Annotated in this window: 11 protein-coding genes; 5 read left to right on the forward strand and 6 right to left on the reverse strand. The window is 75.4% G+C overall.

Going from position 1 to position 15808, the window contains the following annotated elements; all coding sequences use genetic code 11:
• Positions 1-494: 494 nt before the first annotated feature.
• Complete coding sequence (locus HCN08_RS21175; protein WP_167984762.1) at positions 495-1697, forward strand: amino acid deaminase/aldolase; 1203 nt, start codon at positions 495-497, stop codon at positions 1695-1697.
• A 76-nt stretch (positions 1698-1773) separates the two neighbouring features.
• On the opposite strand, the gene HCN08_RS21180 is transcribed toward HCN08_RS21175, so the two are convergent.
• Together HCN08_RS21180 and HCN08_RS21185 are read right to left on the reverse strand one after the other, a co-directional pair.
• Positions 1774-2802, reverse strand: a complete 1029-nt coding sequence (locus tag HCN08_RS21180) for a DUF2510 domain-containing protein (RefSeq protein ID WP_167984763.1) — start codon at positions 2800-2802, stop codon at positions 1774-1776.
• 49 nt (positions 2803-2851) lie between these two features.
• The gene (locus HCN08_RS21185; RefSeq protein WP_167984764.1) at positions 2852-3817 is read right to left on the reverse strand and encodes a LysR family transcriptional regulator; all 966 of its coding nucleotides are present in this window, start codon (positions 3815-3817) and stop codon (positions 2852-2854) included.
• Between the two features lie 155 nt (positions 3818-3972).
• On the opposite strand from HCN08_RS21185, the gene HCN08_RS21190 reads away from it, so the two are divergent.
• The gene (locus HCN08_RS21190) at positions 3973-5181 is read left to right on the forward strand and encodes a TDT family transporter (RefSeq protein WP_167984765.1); all 1209 of its coding nucleotides are present in this window, start codon (positions 3973-3975) and stop codon (positions 5179-5181) included.
• Here HCN08_RS21190 and HCN08_RS21195 read toward each other — a convergent pair.
• Complete coding sequence (locus tag HCN08_RS21195; RefSeq protein ID WP_322974594.1) at positions 5103-5861, reverse strand: helical backbone metal receptor; 759 nt, start codon at positions 5859-5861, stop codon at positions 5103-5105. The two genes, HCN08_RS21190 and HCN08_RS21195, sit on opposite strands and share 79 nt — an antisense overlap.
• Before the next feature lie 48 nt (positions 5862-5909).
• Here HCN08_RS21195 and HCN08_RS21200 point away from each other — a divergent pair, with 48 nt between their 5' ends.
• The 3 genes from HCN08_RS21200 (at position 5910) to HCN08_RS21210 (ending at position 8577) form a co-directional block, all read left to right on the forward strand.
• The gene (locus HCN08_RS21200) at positions 5910-6848 is read left to right on the forward strand and encodes a 5'-3' exonuclease (protein ID WP_322974595.1); all 939 of its coding nucleotides are present in this window, start codon (positions 5910-5912) and stop codon (positions 6846-6848) included.
• Between the two features lie 116 nt (positions 6849-6964).
• Positions 6965-7789 (forward strand): polysaccharide deacetylase family protein, encoded by an 825-nt coding sequence (locus tag HCN08_RS21205; RefSeq protein WP_167984767.1) that lies wholly within the window; start codon positions 6965-6967, stop codon positions 7787-7789.
• Positions 7790-7884: 95 nt separating this feature from the next.
• Positions 7885-8577, forward strand: coding sequence for a FadR/GntR family transcriptional regulator (locus tag HCN08_RS21210; RefSeq protein WP_167984768.1), 693 nt, complete (start codon positions 7885-7887; stop codon positions 8575-8577).
• Between the two features lie 101 nt (positions 8578-8678).
• On the opposite strand, the gene HCN08_RS21215 is transcribed toward HCN08_RS21210, so the two are convergent.
• From HCN08_RS21215 to HCN08_RS21225, 3 genes are all read right to left on the reverse strand, one after another.
• Positions 8679-12845: a carboxypeptidase regulatory-like domain-containing protein gene (locus HCN08_RS21215; RefSeq protein ID WP_206319050.1), complete on the reverse strand. Its 4167-nt coding sequence runs from the start codon at positions 12843-12845 to the stop codon at positions 8679-8681.
• A 168-nt stretch (positions 12846-13013) separates the two neighbouring features.
• On the reverse strand, positions 13014-14045 hold the full coding sequence (locus HCN08_RS21220) for a helix-turn-helix transcriptional regulator (protein WP_167984769.1): 1032 nt from the start codon (positions 14043-14045) through the stop codon (positions 13014-13016).
• 40 nt (positions 14046-14085) lie between these two features.
• Positions 14086-15783 carry an MFS transporter gene (locus tag HCN08_RS21225; RefSeq protein WP_167984770.1) on the reverse strand — a complete coding sequence of 566 codons (1698 nt, stop codon included), beginning with the start codon at positions 15781-15783 and terminating at the stop codon, positions 14086-14088.
• Positions 15784-15808: the final 25 nt, after the last annotated feature.

The following is a 15808-nucleotide window of genomic DNA, read 5'->3' on the forward strand; positions in this document are numbered from 1 at the left end:
GCTGCGGACGGGGCCGGGGGCCGCGCCGCGGACGGGCCCGGGGGCCGAGCGGCAGGCGGGCCCGGGCGGTGAGGGGACTGCGGGGGTGGGGAGTCGGCGGATATCCGGGGGAGTTCGTGCGTCTCCTCCACCTCCGACGTGCCCGGGTCCGGGAGCCGGGTGGACGGGTTCGGCGGTGGCGGGGCCGGGCGGTGCCGCGGCGGCGGGGGCGTACGGTCCGGGGAGGGCGGTTCGCCCTGCGTGTCCGGCGCCGCGGTGCGCGGGCGGCGGGTGGGGAACGGAGTCGCCGGGGGTTCTCCGTTGTCCACTCCGGTGCTCACCCGGCGCCCCCTCGACCTCTACGTGCACGGCTTGCGCGTCACTCTACGGGGTTGTCGGGGCCCTCGGTTCCCACCCGTGCCTCCCGCCGCAGGAGGCGGCCCCCGCGGGGCCGCCGTACCGGCATCGGGCCCCGGCCCTACCGCTCGGTAGGGCCGGTCTGGCAAGCTGCGGCCATGTCAGAGCGCGCAGCCGACCGCGCCCGGTACGACCGGGCCACCGCCCATCTCGACGCCCCCCTCGCCCTCGTGGACCTCGCGGCGTTCGACGCCAACGCCGCCGATCTGGTGCGGCGCGCGGCGGGCAAGCCGATCCGGCTCGCGACCAAGTCGGTGCGCTGCCGGGCCCTGCTGGAACGCGCCCTGGCCCATGAGGGGTTCGGCGGCCTGATGTCGTTCACCCTCGCCGAGTCGCTGTGGCTGGCCCGCGCCGGTTTCACCGACGTCCTGCTGGCGTACCCGTCCGCGGACCGCGCGGGGTACGCGGAATTGGCCGCCGATCCCAAGCTCGCCGCCGCGGTGAGCGTCATGGTCGACGACGTCGCCCAGCTCGACCTCATCGACGCCGCCCGCGGCTCCGGCACCGAGACGGTCCGGGTGTGCCTCGAACTGGACACGTCCTTGCGGAAGTTGGGCGGCCGGCTGCGGATCGGCGCGTTGCGCTCGCCGCTGCACGACCCGGAGCGGCTGGCGGAGCTGGCCCGTGCGGTCACCCGGCGGCCGGGCTTCCGGCTGGTGGGCCTGATGGGCTACGAGGGCCATGTCGCGGGTGTCGGCGACGCCGTGCCGGGACGGCCGCTGCGGTCGCTGGCGATCCGGGTGATGCAGTCCACCGCCCGCAAGGAGCTCGCGGCCCGCCGGGCGGACGCGGTGCAGGCGGTGCGGGCGGTCGAGCCGGGCCTGGAGTTCGTCAACGGCGGCGGCACCGGCAGTGTGCAGCACACCGCGGCGGAGGCGGCGGTGACCGAGATAGCCGCCGGGTCGGGCCTGTACGTGCCGCGGCTCTTCGACAACTACACGTCCTTCCACGGCCGGCCGGCCGCGCTGTTCGCGCAGCCGGTGGTGCGCCGGCCGGGCGTCGGCGTCGTCACCGTCCTCGGCGGCGGCTACCCGGCCTCCGGCGCGCCGGGACCGGACCGGCTGCCGGAGCCGTATCTGCCCGAGGGGCTGCGCTACGACCCGCAGGAGGGCGCGGGCGAGGTGCAGACGCCGCTACTCGGCTCGGCGGCCGACGACCTGCTGATCGGTGACAAGGTGTGGTTCCGGCACGCGAAGGCCGGCGAGATGTGCGAGCGGTTCGCCGAGCTGCACCTGCTGGACGGCGACGAGATCGCGGCGGTCGTGCCGACGTATCGCGGCGAGGGCAAGACCTTCCTCTGACGGCTGGGCCGCACCCGAAAGGCCCGTCCCACCACTGCGGGTGGGACGGGCCTACGTACGCCCCGGTCACGGGAGGTCAGACGCCGGTGCCGCCGGTGCCGCCCGTGCTGCCGCTGCCGTGGCTGGTGTCGGACTTGATGCCCTGCGCGATCTGGTCCATCACGTCCTGGCCGGGGGCCTTGTCGGTGATGTCGAAGCCGAACCGGACCAGGACCAGCTGCTTGGTGGTCGGGGACGGGAAGACCAGCGACTCGACGTAGCCCTTGGTGCCGGACGCGGTGACGACCTTCCACCGCACCAGGTAGCCCTTCTGCCCGGCGACGGTCACCGCGCCGGCCTTGATCTGCTGGTGCGAGGTGGTCGCGCCGTAGGTGTCCTTGCTGTACGAGTTCGCGGCGTTCGCGGCGATGTCCTGCTTGGCGGCGGCCTCCGCGGTGGTGGCGGAGATGTCCGCGGCGAGCGTCGGCATCGAGAAGACGCCGCCGAGCGAGCACGTACCGCCCTGGGTGCCGGGGCAGTCGTAGTCGCCGGTGGTCACGCCGGCGCCGGTGGTGCCGTCCTGGCCGGTCCAGCCGTCCAGGACCGGCAGGCTGATGGCGTCGTAGGCGTCGATGGCGGTGCTGCCGTCGCCGCGCCCGTCGCCGCCGCCGCTCGTGCCGCCGTTGTCGCCGCCGCGGTCACCGCCGGTGCCGTCGTCGCCGCCGCTGCCGCCGTCGGACGGCCGGGGCGCGGGCAGGTTCCGGCCGCCGGTGCGGGTGGGCGTCGGGGAGTTCTTGGCGTCGTCCTTGCCGTCGTCGTTCTTGCCGAGCACCAGGACGCCGGCGACCACGGCGGCTATCAGCACCACGGCGGCGACCAGCGCGATCACCACCGTGCCGGTGCGCTTGCCGCGGTCGCCGTTCGGGCCGCCGATCACGTCGGAGGGGTAGCCGGGGTAGCCCTGGTAACCGGGGTAGCCCGGGTGGACCTGCGGCGCGGCGGGCGGTACGGGCGCGGTCCGCGTGTACTCCGTCCACGTGGAGCCGTCCCACCAGCGTTCCATCGCCGGGCTGTTGCCTGTGTGCCCGGGTTCTGGATACCAGCCGGGCGGGGTCGAGGTCGTCACGGCGGTCACCTTATGGTCTTTCCATGAGAATCCCGTAAGCGCGTCCGGTTTACATACTGCGCAGTGCGGCTTTCGCGCCGGCGGCCGGCCGGGTGAGGGCGAGCAGGTCGCGGGCGGGGCCGGCCGGGCGGTGGCCGGCGGGCCACACCGCGCGCAGCGCCCGGCGCAGGTCGAGTCCGGCCACGGGCACGGCCGCCAGGCGGTGCGCGGACAGCTCGTCGGCGACCGCGAGCTCGCTGAGCACCGCGGGCCCGGCGCCGCCGACCGCCGCGGACTTCACGGCGGTGGTGGAGGCGAGTTCGAGCAGCGGTACGGCCGGCGGTCCGCCGTGCGCGGTGAGCGCGGCGTCGAGGACCTGGCGGGTGCCGGAGCCCTCCTCGCGCAGCAGCAGCGGGGTGGCGGCCAGTTCGGCCGCGGGCAGCGGGCGGCGGCGGGCCGCCCACGGGTGGCCGGGCGCGACGACGACCAGCAGCCGGTCGCGCCCGATGACGGCGGCGTCCAGCGCTGCGGGCACGTCGAGGCCCTCCACGAACCCCAGGTCCGCCTCCCCGGCGGCGACCTGCTGGGCGACGACCACGGAGTTGCCCGCGGCGAGCGACACGGCGGTGCCCGGGTGCCGGGCGTGCAGCGCGGTCAGCCAGCCGGGCAGCAGGTATTCGGCGACCGTCATGCTCGCCGCGACCCGCAGCCGCGAGTCCCGCCGGCCGCGCAGGGCCCGCGCGCCCGCGTCGAAGTCGGCCGCCGCCTCCAGGACCCGCCGGGCCCATTCGGTGACGACGGCGCCCTCCTCGGTCAGGGCCGAGCCGCCCGTCGAGCGCCGGACGAGCGCGACGCCCAGCTGCCGCTCCAGCGCCCGCATCCGGCCGCTCGCCGCGGGCTGGCTGATGCCCAGCTCGCGGGCCGCCCGCCCGAGGCTGCCCAGCCGGGCGACGGCCATCAGCAGCTCCATCGCCCCGAGGTCGGGCACGCGCCGGGACAGCGCCCCGCCGGGGTCGCGCTGCTCGCTGCCGGTCATAGGGCCAGCGTATGTCCGCGGCGGGGGTGGGTCGTGCCGCCGCGGGAGGGCGGGGGGCTCGCCGCCGCGGGAGCGCGCGGGTCATAAGCGGCGGCTATGACCTGATAGCCCGCGGGGTGCTACCGGCGGCGCCCGGCGCGCAGGAGTGTGAGGGCATGGTCACCACAGCTGCCGCCGCCCGCTCCCTGCTCCGCCACCACGCCTTCCGCGGGGTCGGGCCCAACTGGTACGCGGGCGTGATGGGCACCGCGATCGTCGGCAACGCCGGGGCCGCGCTGCCGGGCTGTCCCGGCTGGCTGCGGGATGCGGGTACGGGGGTGTGGGTGCTCTCCGTGGTCGTGCTGGCGCTGGTGCTGGCCGCCCGGGCGGTGCACTGGGCGCGGCACCGGGAGGCGGCGGTGCGGCATCTGCACGATCCGGGGGTGGCGCCGTTCTACGGGTGCCTGCCGATGGCGCTGCTCGCCGTGGGTGCGGGGGCGCTCGCGGCGGGGCCGCGGGTGGTGGGCGAGCGGGCCGCGGTGGGGATGGACTGGGCGCTGTGGTCGGCGGGCACGGCCGGCGCGCTGCTGGTCGCGGTCGCGGTGCCGTACCTGATGGTGACGCGGCATCGGATCGGGCCGGCGGACGGCTCGCCGGTGTGGCTGCTGCCCATCGTCGCGCCGATGGTCGCGGCGGCGGTCGGGCCGGCGCTCGTACCGCATCTGGCGGTCGGCGGGCGGCAGGCGCGTGAGGCGCTGCTGCTGGGGTGCGTGGCGATGTTCGGGCTGAGCCTGCTGGCCACGCTGATGACGCTGCCGCTGGTGTGGGGCCGGCTGCTGCGGCACGGCCCGCTGCCGCTCGCGGCGACGCCGGCGCTCTTCCTGGTCCTGGGGCCGCTGGGCCAGTCCACCACGGCGGCCGGCGCGTTCGCGGACGCGGGCCGGTTCGCGGTGCCGGGTCCGTATCCGGCGGCGCTGCGCGGCTTCGCGGTGCTGTACGGGGTGCCGGTCATGGGCTTCGCGCTGCTGTGGCTGGCGCTGGCGGCGGCGCTGGTGGTGCGGGCGGGCCGGCGCGGGATGGGCTTCTCGATGACGTGGTGGGCCTTCACCTTCCCGGTCGGCACCTGCGTGACGGGCGCGGCCTCGCTGGCCCGGCACACGGGGCTGCACGCGGCGTCGTGGCTGGCGGCGGCGCTGTACGTGCTGCTGGTGGCGGCGTGGGCGGCGGCGTTCGGGGGTACGCTGCGCGGCCTGCTGGCCGGTGACCTGCCGGTGCCGGCCGCCGCGCCCGCGGTCCACCCGGTACGTCAGCCGGTCGCCGCCGCGAGCGCCGCGGCCAGTGCCGCGGGGGCCTCGGTCAGCGAGGGGCCGTACCAGGTGAGGTGACGGCCGCTCGGCAGGGCGGCGGGGACGCCGGGGAAGGCTTCGGGGCCGTCGCCGGCGGTGAAGCGGTAGGGCTCGTCGGGCAGCACGACCAGGTCGGGGCGGGCGGCGAGCAGGTCGGGGAGGGGCACGCGGGGGTAGCGGTCGGGGTGGCCGGCGTAGAGGTTGCGGACGCCGAGGCGGGCGAGCAGGTCGCCGGCGAAGGTGTCGCGGCCGAGCACCATCCACGGGCGGCGCCAGATCGGCACGACCGCGGTGCGTACCGGCGCCGCCGCGGTGACATCCCGCCAGGCGGCCCGCGCCGCGTCCAGCCATGCCGGGCGGGGCAGTCCGCAGGCGCCCACCAGCAGCCGGTCCAGCTCGGCGAAGGCGTCGGGCAGCGAGCGCACCCGGGTGACCAGCACTTCCAGGCCGGCCGCCCGCAGCGCGTCGAGGTCGGCGGGGCGGTTCTCCTCCTCGTTGGCGACGACCAGGTCCGGGGCGAGCGCGGCGACCGCCGCCACGTCCGGGTTCTTCGTGCCGCCGATCCGCGGTACGTCCAGGTCCGCGGGGTGCGTGCACCAGTCGGTCGCGCCGACGAGCAGCCCGGGCCCGGCCGTCACGGCGACCGCCTCCGTCAGCGACGGCACGAGCGAGACGACCCGGCGTACGGGGCGGGCGGGCCCCGGGTTCTGGTGTGGCACCGGCCCACCGTACGGCCGGTTGTCGGTGCCGCGTGCCATGCTGGCCCGGTGAGCGACCAGAATCCCGGCAGCGGCGGCGGCCTGCTGCTGCTCGACACCGCGAGCCTGTACTTCCGCGCGTATTTCGGCGTGCCCGAGTCGGTGAAGGCGCCCGACGGCACGCCGGTCAACGCGGTGCGCGGGCTGCTGGACTTCATCGCCCGGCTGGTCGCCGACCACTCCCCCGCCGGCCTGGTGGCGTGCATGGACGCCGACTGGCGCCCGCAGTGGCGGGTGGAGCTGATCCCGTCGTACAAGGCGCACCGGGTCGCCGACGCGAGCGAGGGCATCGAGGAGGTGCCCGACACGCTCTCGCCGCAGGTGCCGGTCATCGAGGCGGTGCTGGACGCGCTCGGCATCGCCCGGGTGGGGGTGCCGGGTTACGAGGCGGACGACGTGATCGGCACGCTCGCGGCCCGGGCGGCGGGCCGGGTGGACATCGTCACCGGCGACCGCGACCTCTTCCAGCTGGTGGACGACGCGCGCGGGGTGCGGGTGCTCTTCCCGCGCAAGGGCGTCGGCGATCCGGACGTGGTGGACGAGGCGGCGATCGAGGAGCGGTACGGCGTACGGGCCCGGCAGTATGCCGACTTCGCGGCGCTGCGCGGCGATCCGAGCGACGGCCTGCCGGGCGTGAAGGGCATCGGCGAGAAGACCGCGGCGCAGCTGGTCTCGGAGTACGGCGACCTCGCGGGGGTGCGGGCGGCGGCGAAGGACCCCTTCTCCCGGCTGACGCCGGCCCGGCGCCGCAACATCGCCGCCGCGGCGGACTACCTGGACGTGGCGCCCGCGGTGGTGGCCGTCGCGAAGGACGTCCCGCTGCCGGCGTTCGACCCGGCGGTGCCGTCCGCCCCGGCCGCGCCCGCCGCGCTGGAGTCGCTGGCGCAGACGTGGGGCCTGGGCGGTTCGCTGACCCGGCTGCTGGCGGCGCTGGCCGCGAGCGGCTAGCGGATCGCCGGCCGGGCGGCCCGCGACCCCCAGGTCAGCCAACTATACGCCGTGGGTATAGTGCACAGCGTTTCCACAGGAACGCCCCCCGCCACCCCACCCACGGAGGTCCCGCCATGCCCGCTCAGACCCGCAGGACGCGCCGGACGGCGCTGCTGTCCGGGCTCGTGGCGCTGAGCCTCGGCCTCGCCCTCACGGGCTGCGCGACATACGACGCCCAGTCGCCGCGGGACGCCCGCGAGCACGCGTACAAGGCGGCGGGCACGACGGGCAGCACCGCGGGCGAGGGCCACCCGGCGGGGAGGTCGGCGGCGCTGCCGGCCGGGGCGGTGGACTGCCGCACGGCCAAGTGCATCGCGCTGACCTTCGACGCGGGGCCGAGCGCGCACACCCCGGCGCTGCTGAAGGTGCTGGCGGACAAGAAGGTCCGGGTGACGTTCTTCCTGCTCGGCCACAACCATGTCGACAAATACCCCGACCTGGTGCGGCAGATGGCCGGCAACGGCAACGTCCTCGGCAACCACTCCTGGACCCACCCCCGGCTGACCGACCTGGAGCCGGCGCGGATACGCGCCGAGCTGGACCGCCTGGACGACGAGGTGGAGCGGCTGACCGGGCAGCGCCCCACGCTGATGCGCCCGCCGCAGGGCCGCACCGACGAGAAGGTGTCGAAGGTGTGCAAGGAGCTGGGCCTGGCGCAGGTGCTGTGGAGCGACACCGCGAGCGACTACGCCACCACCGACACCGCGCTGATAACGAAGCGGATACTCAAGGACGCGAGCCGGGACGGCATCATCCTGCTGCACGACCTCTACGACGGCACCGTGCCCGCCGTGCCCGGCATCATCGACGCGCTGCGGGCCCAGGGCTACACCTTCGTGACGGTCCCGGAACTGCTGGCCCCCGCCGCCCCCGAGCCCGGCAGGGTCTACCGGCCCTGAGCCCCGCGGGCCCGCCGCCGGGCCGGGCCGCGGCAGCGCGGCTACGCTGGCCGGAGAGGACTCCTCGGGCGACCCGACCTGGGAGGTGAGCGGCCATGGCGCTCGGTTCGCTGCGGCCCGGCCCGCTGGTGGAGCAGGCCACCGAGCATCTGCGCGAGCAGATCGTCGCCGGGCGCTGGCCGGTCGGCACCCGCCTGCCGGGCGAGACGGCGCTCGCGGCGTCGCTGGGCGTGGGCCGCTCGACGGTACGGGAGGCGGTACGGGCGCTGGCCGGCGCCGGGCTCGTCACCTCGCGGCAGGGCGCGGGGGTCTTCGTGGTCCGCACGCGGCCGGACGAGGACTTCGGCACCCGGCTGCGGCGCGCGGCGGTCACCGATGTGTACGAGGCCCGGGCGGTGGTCGAGGTGCAGGCGGCCCGGCTCGCCGCGCGGCGCCGCACCGCGGCGGACCTCGCGGGCCTGGAGTCGGCGCTGACCGCCCGCCGGGAGGCGGCCGGGCGCGGCGGCGCGGCGCTCGTCGACGCGGACCTCGCCCTGCACGCCGGCGTGGTGGCCGCCGCCCGCAACCCCGTGCTGACCGATCTCTTCGCCGAGTTCGCGCCCGCGCTGCGGGCGGCGCTGATCGGCCTGGCCGCGCTGCCGGGCCCGGACGGCTCGGGCCGGGCTCCGGTGGACGGCGACGCCTCGCACATCGCGCTGGTCGCGGCGGTCGCCGCCCGCGACGGGGACGAGGCCGCGCGGCTCCTGGAGGCGGAGTTCGCCGCACCGCCGGCCCGGCCGCGCGGCTGAGCCGCCCGTACGCCCACCCGCAGCCGGACCCGTACCGGTAGGCGCGGACGAAGGCGGGGCCCCCGGCGTACCGGGAGCCCCGCCTCGTCAGTGCGCCGGCGTCAGTCCTTCAGCAGGGCGAAGTCCGCCGTCGTCGTGCCCCCCTTGGTGATCTTGACCGTCGTCGTGGTCGGCTGGTAGCCGTCCTTGGCGATGATCAGCTGCAGGGGGTTGTTGCGCACGTCGAGCCACAGCGCGTACGTGCCGTCCTTGGTGGTCTTCAGGGTGTAGTGGGTCGTCCAGGTGTTGATCTGGACGGTGGCGCCCGCGAGCGGCTGGCCGCCCGAGGTCACCGTGCCGGTGATCTTGCCCCAGGTGGCCGGGGGCTTGACCGTGAAGGCGACGCCCACCGACGGCACCGCGTACGGGGTGTCGCTGGCGACGCCGAGGGAGGCGGAGAAGGTGCCGGGCTGGGTGATCTCCGGCACCGCCGCGTTGAGGCCGACGGTGACGGTGGTGCTGGCGCCGGCGGCCAGGGTGACCGTGGTGGCGCTCTCGGTCAGCCAGCTGACGTCGGTGCTGTCGGACTGGTCGTAGCCGGCCAGCACCTCGGAGGTCTTGGCCGGGATCTGCCCGGCCAGGCCGCCGACCGCGTAGAAGCCGAGGCTGCCGCCGCCGCGGTAGAGCGAGGCGTTGGCGTTCGGCAGCGCGGTCCAGGTGTTGTCGGCGGGCGAGTAGGACCAGGTCTGGTTGGTCAGCGCGCCGCCGTCCTCGATGGCGCCGCCCTTGACCAGCAGCAGGCCGTTCGCGGCGGTGTAGGCCGCGCCCCACGCGTCGGTGGGCTGGTCGGCGATCGGCGACCAGGAGTCGGCCGCCGGGTCGTAGACGTAGGCGTGGCTGATGCTGCCGGCGTCGGTGGTGCCGCCGGAGCAGTACAGCTTGCCGCCGACGCCGCCGCAGGCCTCCCACGCGACGGGCTCGGGGTAGGCGGCCAGCTGCGCCCAGGTGTTGCTCGCCGCGTCGTAGGCGGTCACGTCGGTGGTGCCGCACGCGGTGGCGGTGCAGCCGCCGACCGAGTACAGCTTGCCGCCGAGCACCGCGCTGCCCGCGCCCGCGTAGGGCTTGGGCGAACTGGCGCCGGTGCTCCAGGAGTTGGACGCGATGTCGTAGATCTCCAGCTTGCTGTCCGGTGCGCCGGAGGCGCCCCAGCCGCCGACGGCGTAGAGCTTGTCGCCGATCGTGCCGTGGGCCGCGGCCTCCCGGGTGTCGGCGGCGGAGGCGAGCTTGGTCCAGGCGCCGCTGTCCGCGCTGTACGCGTACAGGTCGCTGGTGTCGGCCAGCCCGTCGTAGCCGTAGCCGGAGTAGACGGTGCCGTCGTGGGTGAAGACGGAGTTGTCGCCCACCGCGGTCGGCAGGTCGGGGATGGTCGTCCAGGCGTCGCCGGCCGCGGGTTCCGCGGCGGGGGCGGCGGCCTTGGCGCCGGGCTTGGCGCCGGCCTTGGTGCCGTGCGCGGCGAGCGCGTGCGGCGAGTAGTGGCCCGCGACCAGGTTGAGCGGGGCGCCGGCTTTCTGCACGACCGCGCCGCCCGGGGTCTCGCCCAGGGTGACGGTGGCCGGCGCGCTGCCGGTGTTCTTGATCGTCAGGACCTGCGAGGTGCTCTTGCCCCACGCGACGGTCTTGTCGATCGAGGCCGGGGTGACCTTGATCCGGCCGGCCTTGAGCGACAGGTCGCGCTCGACCGCGCCGTCCGCCGCGATGGCGGCCTTGGCGGACGCCCCGGAGTAGCGGGAGGCCGCCGCGGTCACCTGGTGCTTGCCGGTGACGTGCGAGAAGAACCAGTAGAAGCCGTCACCGAGGTTCGGGTCGTCCGGGGTGGCGACGGTGGTGGCGTGGTCGTCGGGGTGGTCGGTGCTGGTGACGGTCGCGCCGTCGACGCCGTCCTTGGTGTTGGCGTCCTTGACGATGCCGACGACCAGGCCGCCGGGCACCGGGTCGAAGGACCGCTTGCCGACGAAGACGTTGTCGAGCTGCCACCAGTACGCCCAGGTGCCGGTGTAGTGGAAGCGCAGCCGGACGTCGCTCTTGCCGCCGAAGTCGCTCAGCGGGATCTCGACGTGCTTGCCGGTGACCGAGGTGGTGGTCTGCTTCCACACGCTGGTCCAGGTGGTGCCGCCGTCGGCGGAGACGTCGACGCTGGCGGTGGAGTTGGAGAACTCCTTGTAGTCGGTGTCGAAGGACAGCAGCGGGTCGGCGGTGCCGCTCAGGTCGTACGACGGCGAGAGCAGCGAGGTGTCCTGGTGCAGGCCCTGGCCGATGGTGTCGCTGTCGACGATGGCGAAGCCGCCGCTGCCGCCGGTGCGGTTGCCGCGGCTGCCCGGGTCGTCGAAGACCCAGCCGCCGGTGGTGCCGTCGGCGTCGGCCACGCTCCAGCCGGCCGGCGCGGCGGTGGTGGAGGTGAAGGGCTCGGTGGGGCCGTCGAGGTGGACGGTGTAGCCGGGCGCGTCGGTGGAGGCGCTGTCCACGGGCACGGCGACGTTGAGCGACTGGTCGCTGTCGCCGACCTGGACGGTCTTGTCGACCGGCTTGTAGCCGGGGTAGTTGGCGGTGACGTGCAGGGTGTAGGTGGAGTCCGCCGGCAGCGTCAGGGAGTACGAGCCGGTGGCGGGGTCGGTGTAGACCGGGCCGCCGGGCACGCCCTGCGCGCTGACCGTGGCGTACAGCGGCCAGCCGTGGCCGCCGCCGTCGCTGACCCGGCCGGTGACCGTGTGGGTCGGCACGGCGTCGAGCGCGAAGGACTCGGTGACGGTGGCGCCGTCGGCGAGGTCCACGCCGGCCGCGCTGCCGCTCTGGTAGCCGTAGGCGGCGGCCGTCAGGTCGTACGTCCCGGGCGGCACGTCGAGGGTGTACGTGCCGTCGGCGGCGGTGGTGGCGGTGTTGTCGCCCGCGGTGACCTTGGCGCCGGCGATCGGCGCGCCGGTGGCGTGGTCGGTGACGGTGCCCTTGAACACGCCGTGCGGGCCGCTGGTGAAGGCCGCGAGGCCGTTGGGCGTGCCGAGGCCGGTCGGGCCGTCCCAGCCGGGGCCGGCGGTGCACAGGGCGGCGGGGCTGCACGAGCCGTTGTCGCCCTCGGTCACGTCGTTGAGGGCGCCGGGCTTGGCGTAGGGGTAGGCGTTGGGGTACGTGCCCGCGCCCGGGGTGCCGGCCGCCGCGTAGACGCCGGCGATGAGCGGGGAGGCGGCGCTGGTGCCGCCGTAGACCGCCCAGCCGTCGTTGCCGTAGGTCTGGTAGACCGACACGCCGGTGACCGGGTCGGAGACCGCCGCGACGTCGGCCTCGCCCCGCTTGCCGCACACGGTGTCGGCTACCGCGCCGGCCTGGAAGGACGGCTTGGGCTCGTACAGCGAGCACCCCGAGCCGGGCCCGCCGTACGCGTTGTTCCACACCGACTCGCTCCAGCCGCGCGTGGTGCCGGGGTCGCGGGTCAGCGAGGTGCCGCCGACCGCGGTCACGTACGGCGAGACGGCCGGGTAGCTGACGCCGTATCCGTCGTCGCCGCTGGAGGCGACCATCGCGACGCCGGGGTGGTTGTAGTACGGGTCCATCTCGGTGGCCTCGGACGGGTCCTCACCGCTGCCGGGCGTGCTGTCGTAGCCCGTGCCGTAGGAGTTGGACACGTACTTGGCACCGAGCGCGACGGCCTGGTCCACGGCGGCGCCGAGGTCGTCGAAGTAGCTGGAGTCGGCCTCGACGAGCAGGATGTGCGCCAGCGGGGCGGCGGCGGACACCATGTCGAGGTCGAGGGAGATCTCGCCGGACCAGTCGGGGTCGGGGTCCGGCAGGTCGCTGCCGCCGCGCTGGCTGACCTTGCTGAAGCAGCCGTTGTCGGTGGTGCAGGCCGGCAGCCCGTACTGGGCGCGGTAGACGGCGAGGTCGGCTTCTGCGGTCGGGTCGTCGTAGGCGTCGACGATCGCGACGGTCTGGCCGGCCCCGCCGTCGGCGGGCAGCGCGTACGCGCTCTGCAGGTCGGTGGCGCCGAACCCCTCGGGTGTGGTGGCGTGCGGCTGGAGGCCGGCCTTGGCGGGCACGTCGGTCCGGCGCAGCGCCAGGCACGAGAAGTGCCCGGGCTGCGGTGCGTCGCACTGGCGGACGACGTCCGGCCGCTGCGAGGGTGCGGCGGCGGCCGGTGCCGCGGCGGGCAGTTGCAGCCCGACGACCGCGAGGGCGGCCGAGGCGAGGGACGCCACCACACCGGCGGTGCGGCGGCTGGGTCTGAGAACGGGTATGCGCAAGGGGGTTCTCCCTGAGGCAGCGGAAACCACCTGTGGCGGCGGGCGTCACGGTGGTCACGGTCGATCGGACCGCTGGCGTATACATGTGCCTCAGGTGCACCAAGGATTCGCCAAATGGTTGTCGAATACCTGACACCCTGTGTTCCGCTGGGCGGAGTCGTTTTCCCGTCAACCGGACGGTCTGTGCGCACTTCCCGGTAAGTGCCCCTCGGGGTGGCCGTCCTGGTGGCCGTCGGACCGGCCCTCCGGGTGGTCGTCCGGGGCGTCGTCGAGCCAGCCGTGCCGGGCGGCGTGCCAGACGAGCTGGATGCGGTTGTCGACGCCCGCCTCGCGCTGCATCGCGGCGACATGCCGCTGCACGGTACGCACCGCGACGCCCAGCGAGCGGGCCATCGCGGCGTCCGTGCTGCCGCTCACCAGCATGCCCAGCACCCGCAGCCGCAGGGCGCTGCGCGGCTGCTGGGCGTCGGGGCGGCGGCCGAGCGGGACGCCGCCGGCCCACACCGCGTCGAACAGCGCGGTCAGCGCGTCCAGCAGCGGCCCGGCGAGCACCACCAGCATCACCGGGTCGGCGGCGTCGTCGTCCGGCGGCGGGAGCAGGGCCACCTCGCCGTCGGCGATGCCCAGCCGGGCGGGCAGCCGGCCGGTGACCCGGACGGTGGTGAGCGGGTCGCCGGGCGGGCCGAACGCGCCGGCCGCCTCCAGGCCGGCGCGTTCGAAGACCAGCCGGCGCCGTACACCCGGCGGCAGCGGGTCGAGCGGGGCGAGCGCGGGGCCGGGCACGAACGAGGTGATCTCGCGGCGGGCGGAGCCGCGGAAGTCCTCGACCCGGCGGGCGATCGCGGCCCGGCCCGCGACGACCTGGACGGCCTCGTCGGCCCGGTGGCCCTCGTGGACGCGCTGGTACTCCGCGTCCAGCCGGTCCAGTAACTCCCCGCCCAGCCGCAGCTGCTCCTGCGCCCGGGACAACAGCGGCCGGAAGCCGGCGTGCGGCGGCACCGGGTACCACCGCCCGTCCCGGCCCCGCCGCGCCAGCCCGCGCGCCGCCAGCTCCCCGCAGGCCGCCTGCCCCCGGTCCGCCGGCACCGCCATCTGCCGGGCGAGTTCGGCCGCGGCGACCCCCCTGGTCGAGACCAGCAGCGAGTAGGCGCGGTCCGCGTCCGGGCTCAACCCCAAAGCCTCAAACGGACGTTCGGTCATGCCGCCGCACAATAGCCTGCCGGCGGGCCGGCCGCCCGACTTACCTCAGGGCGGCCAGCTCCCGTGCTACGGCCGCCTCGTGGGCGGCGGCGTCCTCGCGGGCGCGGCGCGGGCTCCAGCGGCCGGACATCAGGAAGACGAACGGCAGGAAGAGGACCTGCCCGGCGACGCAGATCCACCACCAGGTGCGCCACTGGCCGGGGCCGTCGTGCGCGGCCCGCTGGACCTTCGTGCCGTACTGCTGGAGGACGGCGAGCTGCGGCTGGGCCCGCTGGACGGTGGCGAGGTCGGCAGGGCCGACTTCCTGGACGGCGCGGGCGGTGACGTCGGCGGGGGCCTTGCCCGGCGGGTACGTGCCGAGCTCGGCGAAGACCTGCGGGTGGGCCGCGACGATCGCCAGCGCCGGGGCGGCCTGCCGCTGCGCCGCGGTGACCTGCGGGCCGTGGTCGACCAGCGGGGTGACCGAGGTGACCAGCACCGGGATCAGCGCGGAGGAGACCGCGACCACGATCCGTATCGTCCAGCCCCACACGGCCAGGCCCGTCGCGGTCGCGGCCGGGTTGTGCTTCTCGACGGTCTCGGTGAAGCCCGCCATCCACGGGCCGTAGGCCACCCCGCTGAAGACGCCGATGCCGACGAACAGCCAGGCGAAGGTGTAGTAGCCGGTCCCCGGGTGGGTGGCCCGGGTGGCGAAGACCGCCGTCACGGCGATCGAGCCGACCGCGCCGGCGATCATGAAGGGCTTGCGCACCTTGAGCCGGTCCGACAGCAGCCCGACCGCGACCAGCGCGAGGGCGTTGGCGGCCCAGTACCAGTTGGCGACGGCGTTGGCGCGCTGCTCGCTGTAGCCGTAGGTGGTGGCGAAGTAGACGACGAAGTTGCCGACCGCGGCGAAGTACAGCAGCAGGAACAGCGCGATGCCGAGCCCCGAGCCGGCGATGTCCCAGCGCAGCATCTGCCGCCACTGGGTGCCGCGGCGCAGCGTGCCCGGGTCGATGCCCTGGGCGCGGGCCTCGACGAGCGCGCGGTCGCGCAGCGAGACCATGATCTGGTCGCGCAGCGCCGGGGACAGCTCCCGCAGGGCCACGAGCGCCACGACGAAGACGACCAGCCCGGCGAGCGCCGAGTAGCGCAGCTCGTCCTGCCAGCCGGAGGTGTCCAGCGTCTGGCTGGTGACGGTCGTGACGACCAGGCTGCCGACGACCGGCCCCATCGTCCACGCGCCCATCGCGGTCGCCCGCCCCAGCTGCGGCGAGAAGTCCCGGATGAGCGCGGGCGTGGCCACCAGCACCATCCCCTCGATCACGCTGACCAGCGCGAACAGCACCAGATACGTCGACTTGCCGCCGGCGTTCGGCAGCCCGAAGAACACCAGCAGCGAGGCGACCAGCAGCCCGTAGACCACCATGTTGGCCCGCCCCCAGCGGTCGGCGAGCCCGGCGACGAGCGAGGCGAAGGCTCCGACGGCGTTGCCGATCACCGAGACCCACACGAAGTAGCGGTAGGTCATGCCGAAGTGCGTCATGATCGACGTGGCGACCGCGTACTGCACGTAGAGCATGTAGTAGAGCACGACGGTGGTGACCACCACGATGGCCAGGTACCCGATACGCGCCCCGGTCGCCGGATAGCCGCCGAGGTCCCGGCGGTAGAGCCGCCGCAAGGGCGTACGGGCACGGGGGTCCGCGGGCTGCGGGCCCGGTCTGGCGGCGTCGGACGACGTGGGTGTGGCGGACATACGGCTCCTCCAGGGATACGGAAAC

Source organism: Actinacidiphila epipremni (assembly GCF_012034175.1).
Classification (GTDB): Bacteria; Actinomycetota; Actinomycetes; order Streptomycetales; family Streptomycetaceae; genus Actinacidiphila; species Actinacidiphila epipremni.